We start from the raw sequence: 21264 nt of genomic DNA on the forward strand, positions 1-21264 counted from the left end.
TAATGAGTGATGATCAAGATACAATGGACGAATGGGCAGCGGCATTAGCCGAGGCCGAGGAAGCCGAAAGTGCAACAAGTAATGCCTCAGTTGCTGAGCTTGACGAGCTGAAAGATGAGAAGCATGAACTCTCAGGTGATGAAAAGCGCAAACTTGACACCATTTTAGATATTCCAGTCACCATTTCGATGGAAGTTGGTCGTTCTAAAATCAATATTCGCAACTTATTACAATTAAACCAAGGCTCTGTTGTTGAGCTTGATCGTGTCGCTGGTGAGCCACTTGATGTGTTAGTTAATGGCACCTTGATTGCGCACGGCGAGGTGGTGGTTGTTAATGACAAGTTTGGTATTCGTCTTACAGATGTGATTAGCCAAGTTGAGCGAATTAAAAAGTTACGATGAGCGCATTTATAGCTTTATCTAGTGCCAGTAGCACTGTTTTTCCTACAGCATCACCTACGGCAGATTTGCTGTCTATGGTGATGTCTTTGCTTTTAGTGTTAGTGGTTATTGTGGTATTGGCGTTTTTTGTCAAGAAGCTCAACCCTAATTTAGCAAACAGTGAAGAGTTTAAAGTTGTTTGCAGTTTACCGCTTGGTTCGCGTGAACGCTTGATGGTTATTGAAATTGATAATGCTCAGCATTTAATAGGTGTTACGCCGCACAGTATTAACTACTTGCATAAGCTAGAAACTCCCTTAAAAGAAAAAGAATTACCGGAACTTGCCAAGCGCTTTGGCAAGTTGTTGAACCCACAATCACCCCCTAATAAAAAGAATTAACGCTATGATCAAGTGGATACTTATTTTAGCTACCGTGTTATTCCTGCCATCTGTTAATGCAGAAGGCATCGATGCACTCACTATCACGACCAACCCCGATGGCTCGCAAGACTACTCGGTAACTTTGCAAGTACTTGCAATAATGACTGCGCTGAGCTTTATTCCTGCGGCAGTGATTATGATGACTTCATTTACGCGTATTATTGTAGTGCTGGCAATTTTGCGCCAAGCAATCGGTTTACAACAAACTCCTTCGAATCAAATATTGCTTGGTATGTCATTGTTTTTAAGTATCTTTATTATGGCGCCAATTTACCAGCAAGTGAATGAGCGTGCGATAGAGCCATACCTAAATGAACAAGTCACCTCAGTGCAAGCGTTAGAATTGGCAAAAGAACCAATGAAAGCCTTTATGCTTTCGCAAGTGCGCCTTAAAGATTTAGAAACATTTGCAAAAATAGCGGGTTACGATAAGTTGGATTCTCCTGAAGACACGCCTTTAATCGTGCTGATCCCCGCATTTGTGACCAGTGAGCTACAAACCGCTTTTATCATAGGTTTTATGTTCTTTATTCCATTTTTGATTGTCGATCTCGTGGTTGCATCGGTCTTGATGGCCATGGGTATGATGATGTTATCGCCGATGATCGTCTCCTTACCATTTAAAATTATGTTGTTCGTACTGGTTGACGGGTGGAGCTTAGTAATGGGGACGCTTGCGAAGAGCTTTGGGCTTGGTGTGTAGCAATGCGTAACATAGCGTGTAACAGTTAGGAGTCATACGATGGAACCGGAAATTTTTGTCGATATTCTCAGCGACGCTTTATTTTTAGTGATCAAGCTGGTGTCAGCGATTGTTGTGCCTGGCTTGCTGGTGGGGCTTGTCGTTGCGGTGTTTCAAGCTGCAACATCAATTAACGAGCAAACACTCAGTTTCTTGCCTCGTCTACTCATTACAATCAGTGCGCTTATATTGGGTGGTCATTGGTTCACTCAAGAACTCATGGATTATTTTACGCGGCTTGTTATGTCGATTCCGGAGATTGCGGGGTAAATGGAGTTTCCATTTGCGGTCATCTTACAGTGGCTCAGTGACTTTTTACTGCCATTTGTACGCATTAGCTCCATGATTATGATCATGGCAGGCTTAGGTGCGAAGAATGTGCCAACGCGTATTAAGCTGGGTTTAGCGGTCGTGGTGACCTTTGTGGCTGTGCCTATGCTGCCGCAGAGCACGTTTACAAACCTGTTTTCGTTTGAAATGGTACTGGTTGTTATCCAACAATTATTGATTGGTGTGGCAATTGGCTTTGCTTCGGTATTATTGCTGAATACTTTTGTACTTGCTGGTCAAATATTGGCGATGCAAACAGGCTTAGGTTTTGCCTCTGTTGTTGATCCCTCGAATGGCTTGAGTGTACCCGCGGTGGGCCAGTTTTACCTGATTCTAGCCACGTTACTATTTTTTGTCTTTAATGGGCATTTGATGATGATTCAAATGGTCATACACAGTTTTGAAGTCTTGCCTATTGATGGTACTTGGTGGTCGGTTGACCACTACTGGGATATCGTTACATGGGGTGGGTGGATGTTTACCACCGCGTTAGTTCTGGCTCTTGCTCCATTGACAGCGATGCTTGTGATCAATATGTCATTTGGGGTCATGACACGTGCTGCTCCGCAATTAAACATTTTTTCGATAGGCTTCCCTTTTACTCTTGTCGCAGGGCTTGTGATTATTTGGGCTACGTTAGGCAATTTTATGACTCAGTTTGAGTTTCAGTGGTTAAAAATGGTTGAGTTAATGTGCAGCCTTGTTGGCTGTACACCTTAGGAGCGCGCCATGGCTGAAGATTCAGGTCAAGAGAAAACCGAAGAACCCACCGGGAAAAAAATAGAAGACGCCAAGAAAAAAGGCCAAGTTGCCCGCTCTAAAGAGTTGGGAACGATGTTCGTATTAATTTTTTCGGCTATTTCATTGCTGTTGTATGGCCCTGAAATTGGCAAGGGCTTATATAATGTGATGGGACGATTATTAAGCCTTAATCGTAATGAAACTTACGACACCACCAAAATGTTTTCAGTGTGGAGCATTGTCTCTGATGCCTTGTTGTTCCCGATGGCGATGTTTGTTCTCATTATTGTAATAGCGGCATTTATCGGTAACACGTTACTGGGCGGCTTTAACTTTAGTTGGCAAGCTGCAGCGCCTAAAGCCAGCAAAATGTCACCGGCTAAAGGGATTAAACGTATGCTTGGTCCCCAAGCAGGCGTTGAGCTGGTTAAGTCGATATTGAAGTTTGCGGTGGTTGCAGGCTTTGCAGTATTTTTAATTAATACCTTTTTTGATGAAATATTACATCTAAGTATTGAAAGTGCGCCGGGGAATTTCATTCATGCCCTTGAGATTCTAGCTTGGATGTTTTTAGGCCTGACTTGCACGCTAATTATTATTGCAGCGATAGATGCGCCTTATCAAAGCCACAAGCATCACAAAGAGCTTAAAATGACCTTGCAAGAGGTAAAAGACGAATATAAGAACTCAGAGGGTGATCCACAAATTAAAGCCCGTATTCGTCGTACTCAGCGTGAAATGTCGCAAAGGCGTATGATGCAAGACGTGCCAGATGCCGATGTTATCGTGACCAACCCGACTCACTATTCGGTTGCCCTAAAGTACGATACCGCCAAAGCAGGTGCGCCAATTGTACTTGCTAAAGGGGTCGATGAGCTTGCTATGCAAATTCGTAAAGTGGGTAAGGGTAACGATGTGCCTATTGTTGAATCACCCATGCTTACCCGTGCGCTTTATCACACCACCGAGGTGGGCCAGCAAATACCTGATCAACTGTTTACCGCAGTAGCGCAAGTGCTTGCCTATGTATTTCAATTAAAACGCTTCCAAAAAGGGCGTGGTAAACGTCCTGTTCCACTTAATAAAAAGCTCCCTATCCCAGAGGCTTATAAATATTAATTAGCCGTTTAATAACTTGGAATAGTTATTGCAAATTCCGTGTAGTGTCAATTTTTTGAAATTGTTGAATTATGGAATTTAAAGCGGTATTACAACAACTTAATAAAGATAAAAAAGAGTATGCGAAGGGGCTTGGAACACCATTACTGGTGCTTGCAGCCCTTGGCATGGTTATTTTACCTCTGCCTCCTTTTCTTTTAGATATTCTTTTTTCGTTTAATATCGCGCTTGCGCTGGTGGTGTTACTCGTTACGGTTTACACCATGAAGCCCCTTGAGTTTGGTATGTTTCCGGCCGTGCTGCTAATAGCCACAATTATGCGTCTTGCATTGAATGTTGCCAGTACTCGGGTGGTACTCCTTGAAGGTCATAATGGCGGGGATGCTGCTGGTAAAGTAATTGAAGCGTTCGGCTCGGTGGTTATCGGCGGTAACTATGCCGTTGGTCTTGTTGTGTTCCTTATTCTCATTATTATCAACTTTGTGGTTATCACCAAAGGTGCAGGGCGTATTTCAGAGGTGTCAGCGCGTTTTACACTTGACGCTATGCCAGGTAAACAAATGGCGATTGATGCTGACTTAAACGCAGGTTTTATTAGTGCAGAGCAAGCTCGTGAGCGCCGTGAAGAAGTAACCCGTGAAGCCGACTTTTATGGCTCAATGGACGGTGCCAGTAAATTCGTAAAAGGTGATGCTATTGCCGGTATTGTGATCCTTGTGATTAATATCGTGGGTGGTTTATTTGTCGGCATGATTCAACATGACTTAAGCTTCAGCCGTGCAATGGAAGTATATACGTTATTAACCATTGGTGATGGTCTCGTTGCGCAATTACCTTCATTACTTCTTTCAATTGGTACTGCGATTGTTGTGACGCGTCAAAATGAGTCGCATAACATGGGCGATCAGTTTAAGTCGCAGCTAGGAAACGAAAAGTCGTTATTTATCGCTTCAGGTATTTTGATCACCATGGGCCTTGTGCCAGGCATGCCTCATCTTGCATTTTTAAGCTTGGGCGCATTGTTAGGTTACCTTGCTTACTTTACCCAACAACAAAAAATTAAAGCAGAAGCAGAAAAAGCTGAATTGGAAGCAAATGGTGGCGCGCCAGGCACCGGTGTTGCTAACAAGCAAGAGCAAAAAGAATTGGGTTGGGACGATGTACAGCAAGTAGATGTGATTGGTTTAGAAGTCGGTTATCGCTTAATTCCACTGGTTGATCAGTCGCAAGGGGGAGAGCTACTTAACCGTATTAAAGGTGTGCGTAAGAAACTCTCGCAAGAACTCGGTTTCTTGGTACCGCCCGTGCATATCCGTGACAACTTAGAGTTAGACCCTAACGCCTACCGTATCACAATGATGGGTGTATCCAGTGGTGAAGGTGAGCTTAAGCATGGTGACGAACTTGCTATAAACCCAGGGCAAGTATTTGGCCCAATCAAAGGTGTTGAAACAAAAGATCCTGCTTTTGGACTCGATGCAGTATGGATTAAGCCAGACCAGAAAGATGAAGCCCAATCATTGGGTTACACCGTGGTTGATGCAGCTACTGTCGTGGCAACCCATATTAGCCAGCTATTAACAAACAGCGCAGCATTACTATTAGGTCATGAAGAAGTACAGAACCTACTTGATATGTTAGCGAAAAGTCATCCTCGTCTTGTCGAGGGACTGGTTCCTGACGTATTACCATTGACCACGGTTGTAAAAGTGCTGCAAAACTTACTTAACGAAGGGGTCGCAATTCGTGATATGCGTTCAATTGTTCAGACCCTTGTTGAATATGGCCCACGTAGCCAAGACCCAGATGTACTAACGGCTGCAGTGCGAATTTCACTGCGCAGATTGATTGTTCAAGATGCGGTTGGTATGTCATCTGAAATCCCTGTCATAACCTTGGCGCCTGAGTTGGAACAGATGTTGCATCAGTCACTTCAAAATGCAGGTGACGAAGGTGCCGGAATAGAGCCAGGACTTGCAGAGCGACTTCAGCAATCATTAAATGAAGCGCATCAAAACCAAGAAATGGCCGGCGAACCTTCGATATTACTAACGTCAGGAATGTTACGCACTGTGTTATCTCGTTTTGTTAAGTACACCATCCCAGGTTTAAGGGTAATGTCTTACCAAGAGGTACCAGACGAAAGACAGATTAAGATTGTCAGCTCAGTAGGCCAACAATAGGATAGTAAAGGGGTTGTACCATGAAAATTAAACGTTTTTTTGCTAAAGATATGCGCACCGCACTAAAAGAAGTGAAAGATGAATTAGGTGTTGATGCGGTTATTATGTCTAACAAAAAGTTAGCGAATGGTGTTGAAATTGTCGCCGCTGTTGATTATGACAAAGCAGCCCCAAAAGCCGAAGCGAAACCGGTGCCTGCACACACAGCGCCACAACAGTCGCATAATTTCGTAAAACCAGAACCTATGCGCGCTAAACCTGAGCCACAAGCCCAAGTTGCAGACAGCCTACAAGCGTTACTAGAGCGTCAAGCCCCACGCCCTCGTTCGCCAGAGCTTGCTTCAATGTTTAATCAATCTGGTATTGAAACGAGTGAACATTATCAGCCAAAAGCACACAGTTTTGCGCCGCAAGAGCAGCCGCAATATTCAGCAAAACCTCGCTATCAAGAGCAAGCTGCACCGCGAGTGCAAACACAAGCACATAGCCTAGGTTTTGATGATGATTTAGACACAGGCTTCGACGATTTAGATTCACCAGCAGAACACAAAACGGCCGCACCCGCAAACCACTCAGAAATGGCGACGATGCGTGAAGAAATGAATGCCATTCGTCAATTACTTGAACATCAAGTATCTGGTTTGATGCAGCAAGACATGGCGCGTCGCGATCCTACCCGTGCTTGTATGATTGATCGCCTAGCCGGTATGGGCATTGAGCGTGATGTTGCGGAGCAAATGGCGTGTTTTATTCCTGATGACGTTTCGCGTCAACAAGCGTGGCAAGCTTTGTTGCAAATGGTTGAAAACCAAATGCATACAACAAATAATGAAATTTTACGTCAAGGCGGTGTGTACGCTTTAGTGGGTCCTACGGGGGTGGGCAAAACCACCACCGTGGCGAAATTGGCAGCCCTTGGTGCACAAAAATATGGTGCAGATAAAGTCGCGCTTATTACAACAGACACTTACCGTATTGGAGCGTATGAGCAGCTAGCCACTTATGGCCGCATTATTGGCTGTGGTGTGAAACAAGTTAAAGACGCAAATGAATTAGCTGAAGTGTTATACCATTTACGCAATAAGCGTCTAGTATTAATAGACACTGCGGGTATGAGTCAACGCGACTTACGCTTAACTGAACAACTTAATACATTAATGCGCAATCAGCGTGTCGACATTCGCAGTTATTTAGTGTTAAGTGCAACAGCGCAAATTAATGTGCTACAAGAAACCGTTCGCCACTTTAAAAAAGTGCAACTAAGTGGTTGTATCTTCACTAAGTTAGATGAATCACTTAGTTTAGGTGAGATTATTAGTATTGCGATTCAAAATCGCTTGCCAATAGGGTATCTTACTAATGGTCAGCGTGTTCCTGAAGATATTCGCGTTGCGAATGCAGAAAAACTAGTAAAAAAAGCTGAGCAATTATATTTAAAACGAGCAAAAGCACAACATTCACGACGTCAAGCAGTAGCGTCGAACACAGTAGGGATGTATGATTAACACAGTATTAGATCAAGCAAGCGGCCTGCGCAAAATGAATCAAAATAATAATAGTGGCGTTAAAGTTATCGCTGTCACTGGCGGCAAAGGTGGTGTGGGTAAAACGAATGTGTCACTCAATACCGCGATCGCATTAGGTCAGCTGGGAAATCGTGTATTAGTATTAGATGCCGATTTAGGGTTGGCAAATTGTGACGTAATGCTTGGTTTACGTGTCGAGAGAAACTTATCTCATGTTTTATCTGGTGAGTGTGAACTGGATGAAATTCTTGTCGAAGGCCCAGCAGGTATAAAAATTGTGCCAGCGACTTCGGGCTCGCAAAGTATGGTTGAGTTAACACCGTCAGAACATGCGGGGCTTATCCGCGCATTTAGCGAGCTAAATACTGAGTTTGATATTTTAATTGTCGATACCGCTGCGGGTATTTCAGACATGGTATTAAGCTTTTCGCGTGCAGCGCAAGATGTTGTTGTTGTTGTATGCGATGAACCTACCTCAATTACCGACGCTTACGCCCTAATTAAAGTGTTAAGTCGTGAGCATGGCGTTTACAAATTTAAAATAGTTGCCAATATGGTGCGCAGTATGCGTGAAGGGCAAGAATTATTTGCTAAACTCTCAAAAGTAACGGATCGATTCTTAGATGTGTCTATGGAACTTGTCGCAACCATTCCGTATGACGAGAATATGCGCAAATCGACCCGCCGCCAAAAAGTGATTGTGGAGTTATTTCCAAACTCACCAGCCGCTGTGGCATTTAAAACATTAGCAACGAAAGCAGTTAAGTGGCCAATTCCAAATCAACCGTCAGGTCATTTAGAATTTTTTATTGAAAAACTAGTAAACGGTTAACTATGACAACATCGGTGAATAAAGCGATGGGATATCAATCAGCACAGAATTTAAATGCGATTGTTGAAAAACATGCCTCTTTAGTCAAAAAAGTGGCGTGTCATCTAATTGCTCGTTTACCTGCCAGTGTGCAACTCGATGATTTGATTCAGTCAGGTATGATTGGCCTTATAGAAGCGTCGAAAAATTTTGATGCGAGTAAAGGGGCCAGTTTTGAAACATTTGCGGGTATTCGAATTCGAGGGGCTATGCTCGATGAAATCCGTCGAGGTGATTGGGCTCCCCGTTCAGTTCACCGTAATGCACGCCTTGTCGCTGAAACGATTTCGGATTTAGAGAGTATTTTAAACCGCGAGCCAAAAGACACAGAAGTTGCTGAAAAACTTGATATTACACTGGATGAGTACCATCATATTCTACATGATGTAAATTCCAGTAAGGTACTGGGTATAGAGGATTTAGGCGTTGATGAAGACGTCATCACACCTATGGGGCATGATTTAGCACTAGACAAACCGTTTAATAATGTTAAAAATGAACGGTTTAACCAGTCTCTATTGACGGCTATCCAATCGTTACCAGAAAGAGATGCACTCGTTTTGTCTTTGTATTACAACGATGAAATGAACTTAAAAGAAATAGGGCACATACTCGATGTTAGCGAATCGCGTGTGAGTCAAATACATGGTCAGGCGATGATTAAGCTCAAAGCAAAAATCAATGACTGGATTAATTAGTAGTAAGTAAATAAGGTTCAAACCTCACCGGAGGATGTTTTGGATAAAAACATGAAAATTCTTGTTGTTGATGATTTTTCTACAATGAGACGTATCATTAAAAACCTGTTAAGGGATTTAGGTTTTACCAATGTGCAGGAAGCTGATGATGGTTCAACAGCATTGCCGATGTTGCAAAATCAAGAGTTTGATTTTGTTGTAACAGATTGGAATATGCCTGGAATGCAAGGTATTGATCTATTACGCGCAATTCGTGCTGATGATAGCCTTAAACATATCCCCGTGTTAATGGTGACAGCTGAAGCGAAAAAAGAACAAATTGTTGCTGCTGCTCAAGCGGGTGTTAATGGCTATATCGTCAAACCATTCACTGCTGCGACACTGAAAACCAAATTGGAAAAAGTGTTTGAACGTTTAGGTTAATCTAAGGGGAGAGGCTTATGTCAGCACTTGCTGCGCCTCAAATAAGTTTAGAGCAAGCTCGTCAACTTGTTGAGTATCTTGAAAATGGTGAACAAGAGAAAGCTGATAAGCTGATACTTGAAACAGCATCAAAAGAACAATCAGAGTTGTTTGCTGAAGTCGGTAAATTGACACGACAACTTCATGAAGCACTAAAAAACTTCGATCTTGATACTCGACTCACAGATTTAACAACAGAAGCAATCCCGGATGCAAAGCAGCGCTTGAATTATGTCATGGAAATGACTGAAAGCGCGGCCAATAAAACGATGGATGCCGTGGAAGCGAGTTTGCCTATAGCACAACAGCTCGCTGATGAAATTGCCACGATTAAACCAACGTGGGATCGTTTAATGAATCGAGAAATTGAACTCGGTGAATTTAAAACGTTATGCCACAGCTTAGATAAGTTCATGAATAACTCGCACACCAAAACAGATGAGTTACAAGGCTTGATGACCAACGTGCTAATGGCGCAAGATTATCAAGACTTGACGGGGCAGGTAATACGCCGTGTTATCGAATTAGTGCGCGAAGTAGAAGACAGTTTAATCAATCTCTTAACTGTATTCGGCAGTCAAGACGATGGTCAAATAAAACAAGAAAAACAGGCCATAGACAAAGCACCTGCACAAAGCGATACGCTGGCAGGTCCAGAAGGGCCAATTATTGATAAAGAGTCACGCGATGATGTTGTTTCAGGACAAGATGAAGTTGATGACCTATTATCAAGTCTGGGCTTCTAAGAGGAGAGTAGCTGCATGAGCTTTGAAGTCGATGAAGATATTTTACAGGATTTCCTTGTTGAAGCAGGGGAAATTTTAGAGCTTTTGTCAGAGCAATTGGTCGAGCTTGAAAATAATCCAGATGATAAAGACTTACTAAACGCTATTTTTAGAGGCTTTCACACCGTAAAAGGTGGCGCAGGCTTTTTAAGCATGACTGAACTTGTTGATGCGTGTCATGGTGCTGAAAATGTGTTTGATTTGTTGCGCCAAGGCGTGCGCAGTGTCACACCAGAACTTATGGATGTTATTTTACAAGCCCTCGATACAATCAATGAAATGTTCGCGACAATTCAAAATCGTGAACAACCAGAGCCAGCAGATCAAGCCCTCTTAGACGTCCTACATAAATTAAGTCAACCACCAACAGCAGAAGAGCTCGCTGGTGAAGACACAACCGTAACAGACGAAGTAGCAGAAGAAGTCACTGTTGAGCCTGAACCGGTTGTTGATACACCCGAAGTTACTGCTGATGTCTCTAGTAATATTGATGACGACGATCCGTTTGCATTTGATATGTTATTTGATGGGGGATTGGGTGATACCCAAGCTCAACCACAAAACATAGATGAAATTACTGAAGATGAATTCGAAAGCTTGCTCGATGAGTTGCACGGTAAAGGCCAAGGGCCTGCATCAATCACATCAGACACCATGAGCAGTGACAGCGATGATATTACCGATGATGAGTTTGACAGCTTATTAGATGAGCTTCACGGCGTTGGCAGTTTTGGTGAAGTAAAAGCCGACAAAATTACCAGCCAAGCTCCCGCTGAGCCAAGCGCTGTGGTCGAGCAAAGCCCCCCTGCAGTCAGTAATGAAGGCTCTGATGATGAAATTAGTGATGATGAGTTTGAAGCATTACTTGATGAATTACATGGCAAAGGCAGTGCGCCGCAATCATTAGAGACAGATAAGCCGCAAACGCCAGAAACAACCAAAGTTGAGCCAACAAAACCTGCGGCCCCAGTGGCTGCAAAGGTTGAGCCTGCTAAATCTGCGCCACAACCTGCAACGAGTAAGCCTGCGCCAACTGAAAAAGCGCCCGAGAAACAGGCTGCTGCGGCGGCGAAAAAAGCGCCGCCTCCCCAAGCTGAAACAACCGTGCGTGTCGACACTAAACGGTTAGACCAAATTATGAACATGGTTGGTGAGTTGGTGTTGGTGCGCAATCGCTTAGTGAGCCTTGCAAATAACACCAACAGTGAGGCGATGGGGAAAGCCATTTCGAACCTAGATGTCGTCACGGCAGACTTGCAAGGTGCGGTAATGAAAACCCGCATGCAGCCAATTAAGAAAGTATTTGGTCGTTTCCCGCGTGTTGTTCGTGATTTAGCACGTAGCTTGAAAAAAGACATCAACTTGCTATTAGTCGGTGAAGAAACCGACTTAGATAAAAACTTAGTTGAAGCCCTTGCTGATCCACTTGTTCACTTAGTGCGTAACTCTGTTGACCATGGTATCGAGATGCCTGCGGTGCGCGAAGCGGCCGGTAAGCCTCGTACAGGGACAGTTACGCTTTCAGCATCGCAAGAAGGCGATCATATTCTGCTAACCATTCGTGATGATGGTGCAGGTATGGATCCTGAGAAGCTGAAAAAAATAGCAATAAACAAAGGGGTTATCGATCACGACCAAGCGAGTCGTTTATCGGACACTGAAGCGTATAATTTAATATTTGCACCTGGTTTTTCAACCAAAGAGGAAATCTCAGATATTTCAGGTCGTGGTGTGGGTATGGATGTGGTGAAAACCAAAATCACCCAACTAAATGGCTCTGTGAACATTCAATCTGAGCTAGGTGTTGGAACCATACTTGAGATCAAAGTACCTTTAACACTGGCAATCTTGCCGACTCTGATGGTTATTGTGGGTGAGCAAACTTTTGCTTTACCACTGGCTGGGGTGAGTGAAATTTTCCATCTTGATTTAACAAAGACCAACGTTGTCGATGGGCAACTGACAATTATTGTCCGTAAAAAAGCGATTCCATTATTTTATTTACAACATTGGTTAGTGAAAGGAGCCAATCGCCAAGAGCGTAAAGCAGAAGGTCATGTGGTTATCGTACAGATTGGTACTAAGCAAGTGGGCTTTGTCGTTGACTCATTAATTGGTCAAGAAGAGGTGGTGATAAAACCTCTCGATGCTTTACTGCAAGGTACACCAGGTATGGCAGGCGCAACAATCACTTCTGATGGTGGCATTGCACTGATTTTAGATGTACCAAGTATGCTAAAACATTACGTTGGCTAATAATAGTTAGGCTCAATAATTTTAAAGTGCAGCTAATATGCTGCACTTTATGGCATAAATAACAAGAGAGTGCTAATGGCAGTCAAAGTATTAGTTGTTGATGATTCAAGCTTTTTTCGTCGCAGAGTAAGCGAAATATTAGAGCAAGACAGCGACATTCAGGTAATAGGGTTTGCTGTAAATGGCCGCGAAGCAGTTGATAAAGCGCGTGAGCTAAAACCAGACGTTATTACAATGGATGTTGAAATGCCGGTACTTGACGGCATTAGTGCTGTTAAAGAAATTATGGCAGCAACGCCTACGCCAATATTAATGTTTTCTTCGTTAACCCGAGATGGTGCAACAGCCACGCTAGATGCACTGGACGCGGGGGCGCTTGATTTCTTGCCTAAAAAGTTTGAAGACATTGCAAGAAACAATGAAGAAGCGATTGCCTTACTACAAAATAAAGTAAAGGAAATAGGGCGTCGCCGTATTTCTCGTTTTACACGTCCTTTGACTTCACCTCGTCCGGCGTCCCCGACACCTGCAACTAGCACGCGAACTGGCGGCATTGTTCAGCCAGATCGTAGTTTTAGCCGTTCAACTCCCGCAGCGCCTTCGCCGTCGAGTAATGTTAGAGCGTCAGGGAAGCAGTACCAAGTTGTTGCAATTGGCACCTCGACAGGTGGCCCCGTTGCGCTGCAAACAATATTAACGCAACTACCTGCTAATTTTCCGCACCCCATATTACTTATTCAACATATGCCGGCTGCATTCACGCCAGCGTTTGCTGCACGTTTAAATGGCCTGTGTAAAATCAATGTGAAAGAAGCACAGCAGGGTGACAGACTGATGCCTGGCACTGCGTATTTAGCACCGGGTGGTCAGCAAATGCTGATAGAGGGACGTGGCTCTGCACGCACACTGCGTGTGTTTGAAGATGACAGTCCGCGTATTACCTATAAACCCAGTGTCGATGTGACATTTGCCAGTGCTGCAAAAGCATTTGGTGGTGATGTATTAGCGGTGGTGCTGACTGGTATGGGGGCTGATGGTCGTGATGGTGCTCGCATGCTGAAGCAAGTGGGAGCCACTATTTGGGCACAAGATGAAAAAACCAGTGTGGTTTATGGTATGCCACAGGCCGTTGCTAATGCGGGTTTAGCCAGTGAAAACCTAGCTCTTAATGATGTTGCTACACGCTTAATACGTGAGACTGGCTGTGGATAAGCTGTCTTTTCTTGGATTAATCGTTGCTATTTGTGCCATAACCTTCGGCTACGCGCTTGAGGGAGGGGTTGTCAGTGCTTTGTTCAATGGTCCTGCCTTAATTATTGTACTTGGCGGAACTTTAGGTGCGGTCATGCTGCAAACACCAGGCAGTGTGTTTACTAAAACGCTGAAAATTAGTCACTGGGTGTTTTTTCCGCCTTACCATGACGTGGACGCCGCGATTGAACAAGTGAAGCGGTGGTCACAAAAAGCGCGTCAAGAAGGGTATTTAGTTTTAGAGTCTGAAGCGCTTGCGCACCCAGACCCCTATGCTGCAAAAGGTTTAAGCTTGCTTGTTGATGGCGCCGGCGAAAATAAGCTCAGAGATACGCTAGAGATTGATTTAATGCTTGAACGCGAACGTCTGTTAGAAGTCAGTCGCGTGTATGAAGCAATGGGCGGCTATAGCCCCACAATTGGCATATTAGGGGCCGTGCTTGGCCTTATTCAGGCAATGCAATTTATTACTGACCCAGAAAAGTTAGGCGCAGGCGTTGCAACGGCGTTTATTGCGACGATTTACGGCGTCGGTTTAGCTAATTTATTGTTCCTGCCAATGGCAAATAAGCTAAAACAACAGATTGAACAAAAAATGCTGTATCACGAATTACTTGCTGAAGGCATTATTGCGATTGCTCAAGGCGAGAGCCCACTCAATATTGAACTTAAACTTGAGGCGTACCGTGTTGAACGTCCAAGCTTAGTCAGTGAGTAAGTTTTTATGATGCGCCGTCGTATGCGTCATACCACTCAAAAAAGCCAGCACACAGAGCGCTGGTTAGTCTCTTATGCGGACTACATGACTATCATGTTCGCTTTTTTTGTTGTTATGTACGCTATCGCTATTAGCAAGAATGAAGATTTTCAGATTTTGTCTGATTCGCTTGAGCAGGTGTTTGAAAAGTCAGCTCGCAAACAGGAGCAGGCAGGCACAGGCGTCAATGGGACGGGTATTTTAACTGACCGTGTGACCCCTGAAAACGACATTTTGTACGGTGAAAGTATACGTAAAGATGAGCAAGGCCCCGAGTTACTCGACGGTCAAAGTGAAACCAGCAATATAGATAAAAAGCACTTAGGTAAACCCCTTGATAGCTTGCTTACCAAGTTACAATCGGCATTAATCGATGAAATTCGGGATGGTGAGGCTAGTTTAGAGCTTCATCAAGATTGGCTTATCATAGAATTGAGCTCAGGCATGTTATTTTCATCGGGTAGTGCAGTTGCACAACAACGAGCAAAGGAAGTGGTTGCTCTAGTTAAAGAGATTATTGCCCCTGTTGATAACTATATTCGCGTTAGAGGCTACACGGATAACGAAGGTATCCGTAATGAAATGTTTCGTTCTAACTGGGAATTATCTGTTGCACGTGCCACGTCTATACTTGTTGAGCTTGAAAGTTTAGGAATAAACCCTGCACGAATGGCAATTGAAGGGTATGGCCAGTATTCACCGTTTGCCAGTAATGATACAGCACAAGGTCGAGCCGAAAATCGTAAAGTCGTGGTGGCATTATCTAAATACGGTTTACCGCCAGAGCCAAAGCAGAATAATGATCAACCAATGGATGTCGCACCTGAAGAGCCTGCTGAAATTGAGTTGCCAAGCAATGATAACACCATTAAAGTGATTCAATTACCCCATGGTGGGATTCGAATTACCACGCGCAATGAACAATAATAAGGTGTGATGTGAAAATTTGGACAGTAGCGAATCAAAAAGGTGGAGTAGGGAAGACAACAACAGCTGTTAGTCTTGCTGGTATTCTAGCATTACAAGGAAAGCGCGTTTTACTCATAGACACCGATCCGCATGCGTCACTTACTTATTATTTTGGCATTGATTCAGAAGAGCTGGAAGTCAGTGTTTATGATATTTTTGCCCGCGGCAATAGTATGGCAAGTGAAGAAATTTTACAGGCGCTGTGCCCTTCAACGCTTGAAAACCTTGATATAATGCCCGCGACCATGGCCATAGCAACGCTTGATAGAAGCATGGGCAACAAAAATGGCATGGGCCTTATTTTAAAAAAAGCACTGGCTAAAATTAGTGAGCATTATGACTACGCTATCATTGACTGCCCGCCAGTCCTTGGGGTGCTAATGGTTAATGCATTAGCTGCCAGTGAGCGAATTTTGGTTCCTGTGCAAACTGAATTCTTGGCATTGAAAGGGCTTGATAGAATGATGCGTACTATGGAGTTAATGCAAACTTCACAGTCGAAACAATACCAATATACAATTATCCCTACTATGTACGACAAGCGGACTAAAGCATCACTTGAAGCCTATAAAACGTTGCAGGATAATTACAAAGACAAAGTGTGGTCTGGTGTAGTGCCGGTGGATACAAAATTTAGAGATGCGAGTTTGGCACAACAAGTGCCGATTCAATTTTGCCCTCGTTCACGCGGGGTTTTTGCATATCGCGCGTTACTTGATTTCTTAATTGCACAAGGTTAACGATGAGTAAGCATTTATTTGCCAATGAAAAAGTGATGACCCAATACTTGGGTGCCTTGCTGTGCGAAGATGAACCTGCTGAACAAAATCTAGAGCCTGTTGCAAAATTACTGGAGCAAGTAAAACAACCAAAAGTAGATATTGCTCCGCCAGAAGCGGCACCTGAACCCGAAATACCCCTAGTTGAACCGACTAAAGAGCTTGAGAAAACCGAGAACCAAGCTAATATCAAAGATATAGTCGAGAAATCTAGCAATGACATTGCAGCTAAAACGTCATCTGAACGTCAAGAAGACTATTTTGATGGTGAGTTTCAGGCTTTATTTTTTGAGGTGGCAGGGTTAACCCTTGCAGTGCCGTTAAAAGCATTAGGCGGTATCCATCAGCTTGCAGAGGTAAACCAATTATTTGGTAAGCCTAAGTGGTTTAAAGGGGTCATGCTTAACCGCGATGAAAAACTGAATGTGGTAGACACCGCTCGCTGGGTTATGCCAGAAAAGTATAATGAAAAGCTAGAACAATCACTAGATTATCAGTATTTAATCACCTTAGGTGATAGCCAATGGGGATTGTTGGCTGAAAAGCTCGTAAATAATATTACGCTTCGCAAAGAAGATGTAAAATGGCGAGCAAAATCAGGTAAGCGGCCTTGGCTTGCTGGGGTTATCAAAGAAAAAATGTGTGCCTTGATTGATGTTGAAAATTTATATCAATTGCTAGAGCAAGGCTTAGACAGCCGTGAGCAGTAACTATTATTACGGAGTAATAGCATGAGTGAAGAAAGACTACTGTCAGCGAATAAAAATGCTGATAGCAACGATGAAGTGTTACAGTGGGTAACCTTTAAACTTGAAGCAGAAACGTACGGCATTAACGTAATGCAAGTACAAGAAGTACTTCGCTATACCGAAATTGCTCCTGTACCAGGTGCGCCTTCTTATGTACTGGGCATTATTAACTTGCGTGGTAATGTTGTCACGGTTATCGATACGCGTGCACGTTTTGGCTTAATGGGTGCAGAAGTAACAGACAATTCGCGCATTGTTATTATTGAAGCAGAAAAACAAGTTATTGGTATTTTAGTCGACAGTGTGGCTGAAGTTGTTTATTTACGCAGCTCTGAAATCGACAGTGCGCCAAATATTGGCACTGAAGAGAGCGCTAAGTTTATCCAAGGCGTTTCAAACCGTGATGGTGAGTTATTGATCTTGGTTGATCTGAATAAGCTATTAAATGACGATGAGTGGGACGAGCTGAGCGCACTATAAAGCGTTTGGAAATTATATGCTGTTATACTCCTTGTTTGGTGCCTCAATCCTACTTGTATTAGTGTGTTTGGGGCTTATTTTTGTTAATAACAATAAACAATCCGCGGCTATTCAAGCAAAGCAAAAACAACTGCAAGAAACTCAACAACAACTGAGTATTCTGCGTAGTGAAGTGGCTGAAATGCGCGCAGGAATGCTAAGTATTGGCAAACGTGTTGTCGCAGTGGAAGAAAAAAGCCAAGAGCTTGAGCAACTGCAAGACGCACAAAAATATGATGATCCTAATGCGAAAATCTATTCGCGCGCGGTCAAAATGGTTGAACTGGGTGCTGATCTCGAAGAGATTATTCACGAATGTGAACTACCCAGAGCTGAAGCTGAGTTACTTATGTCGCTTCATAAACAAAAAGGTGCTTAAGAGCACCTTTTTGCCAACTTGCACTAATGCTTAATCATTTTGAGGGATTAAACCTATCGCTAGCTGCGTTAAAAATGTCTGATTTACGACTGCATGGGTGCAGGAGGTAGGGCAGGAGCAATTGCCGAGAACAACTAAATAACGACATTTTTGCCTTGCCATCGACACCATTTTTTACCTGATATAGATTATACCATTCCGCAAAAATACTTAATCATTTTGAGTGATTAAACCAGTCGCTACCTGCGTTAAAAATTTCTGATTTAGAACAACTAAATAACTAAATTTTTGCCTTGTTATCAACGCGGTTTTATTGCCTCAAAATAGACCACTTAATTAAGCGTAATGGTATTACTTAATGATGTGAAAGGACGTTCCTTTTTAAGCCTGAATATTTAACTTGCCTTGAAAATCTTGCCAACCAGGGGGGAATTTACCGCGTAAAACATACGAAAAGGCAATAAGCTCAGCAATCACATAATAAAGCTCCTTCGGTATCTCTTCACCTAACTCAAGATGTGACAGTGTTTTTGCTAAATCAGCATCTTGATGAACTAAAATGCCTTTTTGTTCGCCAAGCTTCACAATTTCTTCTGCCAGCTCACCAAATCCTTTACAGGTTACTTTTGGCGAGTTTCCAGCTTCGTAGAGAAGACCAATGGCTGACTTATGTGTGTATTGTTCGCTCATTGAATATTAAACCTTAATGTTGATGATGGCATGCGATTTATAAAATGCCTGATGAGTCGTTGCACCTTGTTTTAAACTTAACTCTCCTACATTTAAACCATGACTAGCGAGCTTATGGCGCAGTGTATCTAAATGCGGGTGCGCTAGAGCGGTTACCTCTTGCGACGATGCAAGCAATTGGCAATCGACCGCGGTATCCATAACCTCAGCCGTTACTTGCAGTTTACCAAGCGTTGCAAAGTCAAAGTTTAACCTAACAAACCACACATTCTTGCTCTCGAGTTTATTTTTACTGGGTTTTTTGTATTGCCCAAGACTTATCTCTGTTTGCCCTGTTTCTGGGGGGAGTTTCATGGGTAAGAAAAATTGCGCGAGGGCGCTGGCATCTTGTTGCTGGTTAATCGGTGTTGCTTGCACTTGAGTGAGCGCTGTTTTTACTTGGCTTAGTTCTGCGGCCATGGCTTGCAAGCTAGGTTGTTGAAGCTGTTCGAGTAACTTATTACTGTTCACGGCTTTAAAGTTAGGTACTAACACTTGTAAAAGTGCATCAAGCCCTGTTTGATTATTAAAACTAAGGTTTGTAGGGGCTTGGCTTACGATGGGGGCCGCGAGTGTGGTTATAGCTAATTGTTCAAGCCCTTGAGTAAAACTGGCTTGTTGGCTTTGAGGTGTCAAACTTGAGGGCCTTATAATGCTCAGTAACTCACGCTCAATGGTTGAAGGGTGTACATTTTGATTTGATATCATTCTATTAAATGCTTGATTCACCAATCTATTTAAATCGACTGAGGGGGATTTGTTCTGCTCACTTAGTGCATTGATTTTTTGACTCAGCTGTACAGGAAGATCACTGACTGCGCTACTTTTGGTGTTAGGTAAAGGCAGTAACTTTGCAATTAACGCCGCCTCTAAAGGCCTAATGGGTTGTAATGGTTGCGCTAAGTTAGGCTCTTTCAACGCTAAATAAGGTGGCTGCATTTTTAATGTATTACCCGCATCTGTCAGCAGTTTGTCTAACTTGGGGTGTATCAGCGTTGGTTGCGTTTTGAGACTTGCTACATTACTTGGCGGCTGGGTTAGTGTCACATGGTTTGCTGCAACAGATTTAGCGTGAGGCTTTATTAATGGCGACTCTGTCCCCTGAGTTTTATTAGCCTCAGCGGGGATTAGTTTTTGTAATTCAATTGCTTGTTGACTATTGATGCGTGGAAAAACACTTGCTTTAATCAATTGAAATAGCTGAACAAGTGGCGCCGATTTAGTAAAGCTAACAGGCAGCATCGGGTTTTCGGCCAGCGCTTGTATTGTAGCTGTTGTCCCTGAAGTGTTGGCTAAGGGGGCATGAGTCTTTGGTGCATCAGCCACAGCGGTTGCTGATGTTGACTGATGGAATCGTGTTTCGGTTGGCCTGTTATTTTCAAAAGCCGCGAGTTTGACAATATCGAGTCGTTTAGCATTAAAGCCAAGCTGACTGATTGAGTCGGTTTTAGTATTCAATGCAGCATCAAGTGAATTATTTGTGGCTTTATTTGCAGCGGGTAGTTTTTCGAAATAACGAACAGCATCGGTTATGCGCGTTTTTAGGTCGGCAAAACTGCCTTTTAACCATGAGCGAATCGGTGAGTCTGTGGTGCTTAGTGGCGTTAATTCAACATGCTGTTTAGGGGAAGCATTGCGGTGGCTTTGCAGTGCTTGAATAAAGGTCTCTGCGAGAGAATTTTTAAGTGTTATTTGCTGTGCAGGCGCTTGGTTAATAAGCGTGATAGTGTCTTTAATTGCCTTAGGTGTCATTATTAAACTAAGCGGGCTTAACTGCCATTGAGCTTGAATATTTTTTACTTGCTTAGAGGGCAGTGTATTTAATGGCACCGTTAAGGAGGACGTTGGCTTTTCAGGTAAGTTCAACTGCACTTTTTGCCCAGATAGCTTTAGGTTTAGCTCAGGTGTGAGTTTTGCCAAAAGTTCAGCGACCTTTTGCTGGCTAATGCTTTGTTGGTGAAGTGAATCACCAAAACGGTTAATGATTGTCAGCGAAAATTCGTTGTGTTTATTGCTGGCAGGCACTATCACAGCCTTGAGTGGGGTTTCTGTTTTTAAGAGTGCTGCAAGGGTGTTATTGAGTACAAATTCAGTGTTGAGTACGGGTAATTGCAAAGCCGGCTTTGTTGCAGCAAGGTTTGCAGGTAAGGGGGCGGTTGTACGTGAGTCACCCTGTGTTAACAGATTAAGTAAAGCGTGTAACTGAGGCGCTTTACTCAGCGTCATTGTTACGGGTAAGGGTGATATTGTCAGTTGTTTACCATCGCTGCTTAATTGAATGGTTGCGGCTAAAAATTTCTCAAGTTGTGGGTTCGCTTGTTCTGTCGATAAGCGTAAGGTTTGCCAGCTGTTATTAATTAATACATCCATTTGCACAGTATGTTTAGTTACAACAATATTGCGTGCTGTTAAGTGCTGATCTGTGAGTGCTTTTAACGCGTCGTTGGGGGGTTGTTGACCAGCCGAATGTATGCCTTTTGGATCAAGGTTTAGGTGAGTGGTGAGAGTCAACTGGCTTTGTTTATTCATTATTTTAGATCAAATATAAGTTAATCGTTATAAAGCAATATTCGTATTACCCTATCATTATGGT

Annotated in this window: 22 protein-coding genes; 20 read left to right on the forward strand and 2 right to left on the reverse strand. The window is 43.3% G+C overall.

The window, feature by feature from the left end:
- The first annotated feature begins 2 nt into the window (after positions 1-2).
- From fliN to GZH31_RS04680, 20 genes are all read left to right on the forward strand, one after another.
- Entirely contained in the window at positions 3-404 is a 402-nt protein-coding gene (gene fliN, locus GZH31_RS04585) for a flagellar motor switch protein FliN (RefSeq protein WP_036970120.1), read from the forward strand.
- Positions 401-784, forward strand: coding sequence for a flagellar biosynthetic protein FliO (fliO, locus tag GZH31_RS04590; protein WP_180311428.1), 384 nt, complete (start codon positions 401-403; stop codon positions 782-784). Before fliN ends, fliO begins: the two co-directional genes overlap by 4 nt.
- A gap of 4 nt (positions 785-788) precedes the next feature.
- Complete coding sequence (gene fliP, locus GZH31_RS04595; protein WP_036970114.1) at positions 789-1529, forward strand: flagellar type III secretion system pore protein FliP; 741 nt, start codon at positions 789-791, stop codon at positions 1527-1529.
- Positions 1530-1568: 39 nt separating this feature from the next.
- Positions 1569-1838: a flagellar biosynthesis protein FliQ gene (fliQ, locus tag GZH31_RS04600; protein ID WP_036970111.1), complete on the forward strand. Its 270-nt coding sequence runs from the start codon at positions 1569-1571 to the stop codon at positions 1836-1838.
- Positions 1839-2618 carry a flagellar biosynthetic protein FliR gene (gene fliR / locus GZH31_RS04605; RefSeq protein WP_065978751.1) on the forward strand — a complete coding sequence of 260 codons (780 nt, stop codon included), beginning with the start codon at positions 1839-1841 and terminating at the stop codon, positions 2616-2618. It abuts the gene before it with no gap.
- 9 nt (positions 2619-2627) lie between these two features.
- A complete protein-coding gene (gene flhB / locus GZH31_RS04610) occupies positions 2628-3758 on the forward strand; it encodes a flagellar biosynthesis protein FlhB (protein WP_036970105.1) in 1131 nt (376 codons plus the stop codon).
- Positions 3759-3829: 71 nt separating this feature from the next.
- On the forward strand, positions 3830-5941 hold the full coding sequence (gene flhA / locus GZH31_RS04615) for a flagellar biosynthesis protein FlhA (RefSeq protein WP_036970103.1): 2112 nt from the start codon (positions 3830-3832) through the stop codon (positions 5939-5941).
- 20 nt (positions 5942-5961) lie between these two features.
- Positions 5962-7446 carry a flagellar biosynthesis protein FlhF gene (gene flhF / locus GZH31_RS04620; RefSeq protein WP_065978753.1) on the forward strand — a complete coding sequence of 495 codons (1485 nt, stop codon included), beginning with the start codon at positions 5962-5964 and terminating at the stop codon, positions 7444-7446.
- Positions 7439-8299: a MinD/ParA family protein gene (locus GZH31_RS04625; protein WP_036970099.1), complete on the forward strand. Its 861-nt coding sequence runs from the start codon at positions 7439-7441 to the stop codon at positions 8297-8299. Before flhF ends, GZH31_RS04625 begins: the two co-directional genes overlap by 8 nt.
- 26 nt (positions 8300-8325) lie before the next feature.
- The gene (locus GZH31_RS04630) at positions 8326-9036 is read left to right on the forward strand and encodes an RNA polymerase sigma factor FliA (RefSeq protein WP_036971668.1); all 711 of its coding nucleotides are present in this window, start codon (positions 8326-8328) and stop codon (positions 9034-9036) included.
- A gap of 39 nt (positions 9037-9075) precedes the next feature.
- On the forward strand, positions 9076-9459 hold the full coding sequence (cheY, locus tag GZH31_RS04635) for a chemotaxis response regulator CheY (protein ID WP_016708035.1): 384 nt from the start codon (positions 9076-9078) through the stop codon (positions 9457-9459).
- A 17-nt stretch (positions 9460-9476) separates the two neighbouring features.
- Positions 9477-10244, forward strand: a complete 768-nt coding sequence (locus GZH31_RS04640) for a protein phosphatase CheZ (RefSeq protein WP_036970081.1) — start codon at positions 9477-9479, stop codon at positions 10242-10244.
- Between the two features lie 15 nt (positions 10245-10259).
- Complete coding sequence (locus tag GZH31_RS04645; RefSeq protein ID WP_180311429.1) at positions 10260-12539, forward strand: chemotaxis protein CheA; 2280 nt, start codon at positions 10260-10262, stop codon at positions 12537-12539.
- Positions 12540-12614: 75 nt separating this feature from the next.
- On the forward strand, positions 12615-13751 hold the full coding sequence (locus tag GZH31_RS04650) for a chemotaxis response regulator protein-glutamate methylesterase (RefSeq protein WP_065978754.1): 1137 nt from the start codon (positions 12615-12617) through the stop codon (positions 13749-13751).
- Positions 13744-14508 carry a flagellar motor protein gene (locus GZH31_RS04655; protein WP_065978755.1) on the forward strand — a complete coding sequence of 255 codons (765 nt, stop codon included), beginning with the start codon at positions 13744-13746 and terminating at the stop codon, positions 14506-14508. Before GZH31_RS04650 ends, GZH31_RS04655 begins: the two co-directional genes overlap by 8 nt.
- A 6-nt stretch (positions 14509-14514) precedes the next feature.
- The gene (locus tag GZH31_RS04660; RefSeq protein WP_065978756.1) at positions 14515-15474 is read left to right on the forward strand and encodes a flagellar motor protein MotB; all 960 of its coding nucleotides are present in this window, start codon (positions 14515-14517) and stop codon (positions 15472-15474) included.
- Positions 15475-15485: 11 nt separating this feature from the next.
- Positions 15486-16256 (forward strand): ParA family protein, encoded by a 771-nt coding sequence (locus tag GZH31_RS04665; RefSeq protein WP_036970071.1) that lies wholly within the window; start codon positions 15486-15488, stop codon positions 16254-16256.
- Between the two features lie 2 nt (positions 16257-16258).
- A complete protein-coding gene (locus GZH31_RS04670) occupies positions 16259-17005 on the forward strand; it encodes a chemotaxis protein CheW (protein WP_036970068.1) in 747 nt (248 codons plus the stop codon).
- A gap of 21 nt (positions 17006-17026) precedes the next feature.
- The gene (locus GZH31_RS04675; RefSeq protein ID WP_036970065.1) at positions 17027-17524 is read left to right on the forward strand and encodes a chemotaxis protein CheW; all 498 of its coding nucleotides are present in this window, start codon (positions 17027-17029) and stop codon (positions 17522-17524) included.
- 16 nt (positions 17525-17540) lie between these two features.
- Positions 17541-17942 carry a DUF2802 domain-containing protein gene (locus tag GZH31_RS04680; RefSeq protein WP_036970062.1) on the forward strand — a complete coding sequence of 134 codons (402 nt, stop codon included), beginning with the start codon at positions 17541-17543 and terminating at the stop codon, positions 17940-17942.
- A gap of 381 nt (positions 17943-18323) precedes the next feature.
- Here GZH31_RS04680 and GZH31_RS04685 read toward each other — a convergent pair whose 3' ends face one another.
- Both GZH31_RS04685 and GZH31_RS04690 read right to left on the reverse strand, forming a co-directional pair.
- A complete protein-coding gene (locus GZH31_RS04685) occupies positions 18324-18632 on the reverse strand; it encodes an EscU/YscU/HrcU family type III secretion system export apparatus switch protein (RefSeq protein WP_036970060.1) in 309 nt (102 codons plus the stop codon).
- 6 nt (positions 18633-18638) lie between these two features.
- Positions 18639-21200, reverse strand: coding sequence for a flagellar hook-length control protein FliK (locus GZH31_RS04690; protein ID WP_257473678.1), 2562 nt, complete (start codon positions 21198-21200; stop codon positions 18639-18641).
- Positions 21201-21264 lie beyond the last annotated feature (64 nt).

The sequence above is a fragment of the Pseudoalteromonas sp. JSTW genome (genome assembly GCF_013423925.1).
Taxonomy (GTDB): domain Bacteria; phylum Pseudomonadota; class Gammaproteobacteria; order Enterobacterales; family Alteromonadaceae; genus Pseudoalteromonas; species Pseudoalteromonas lipolytica.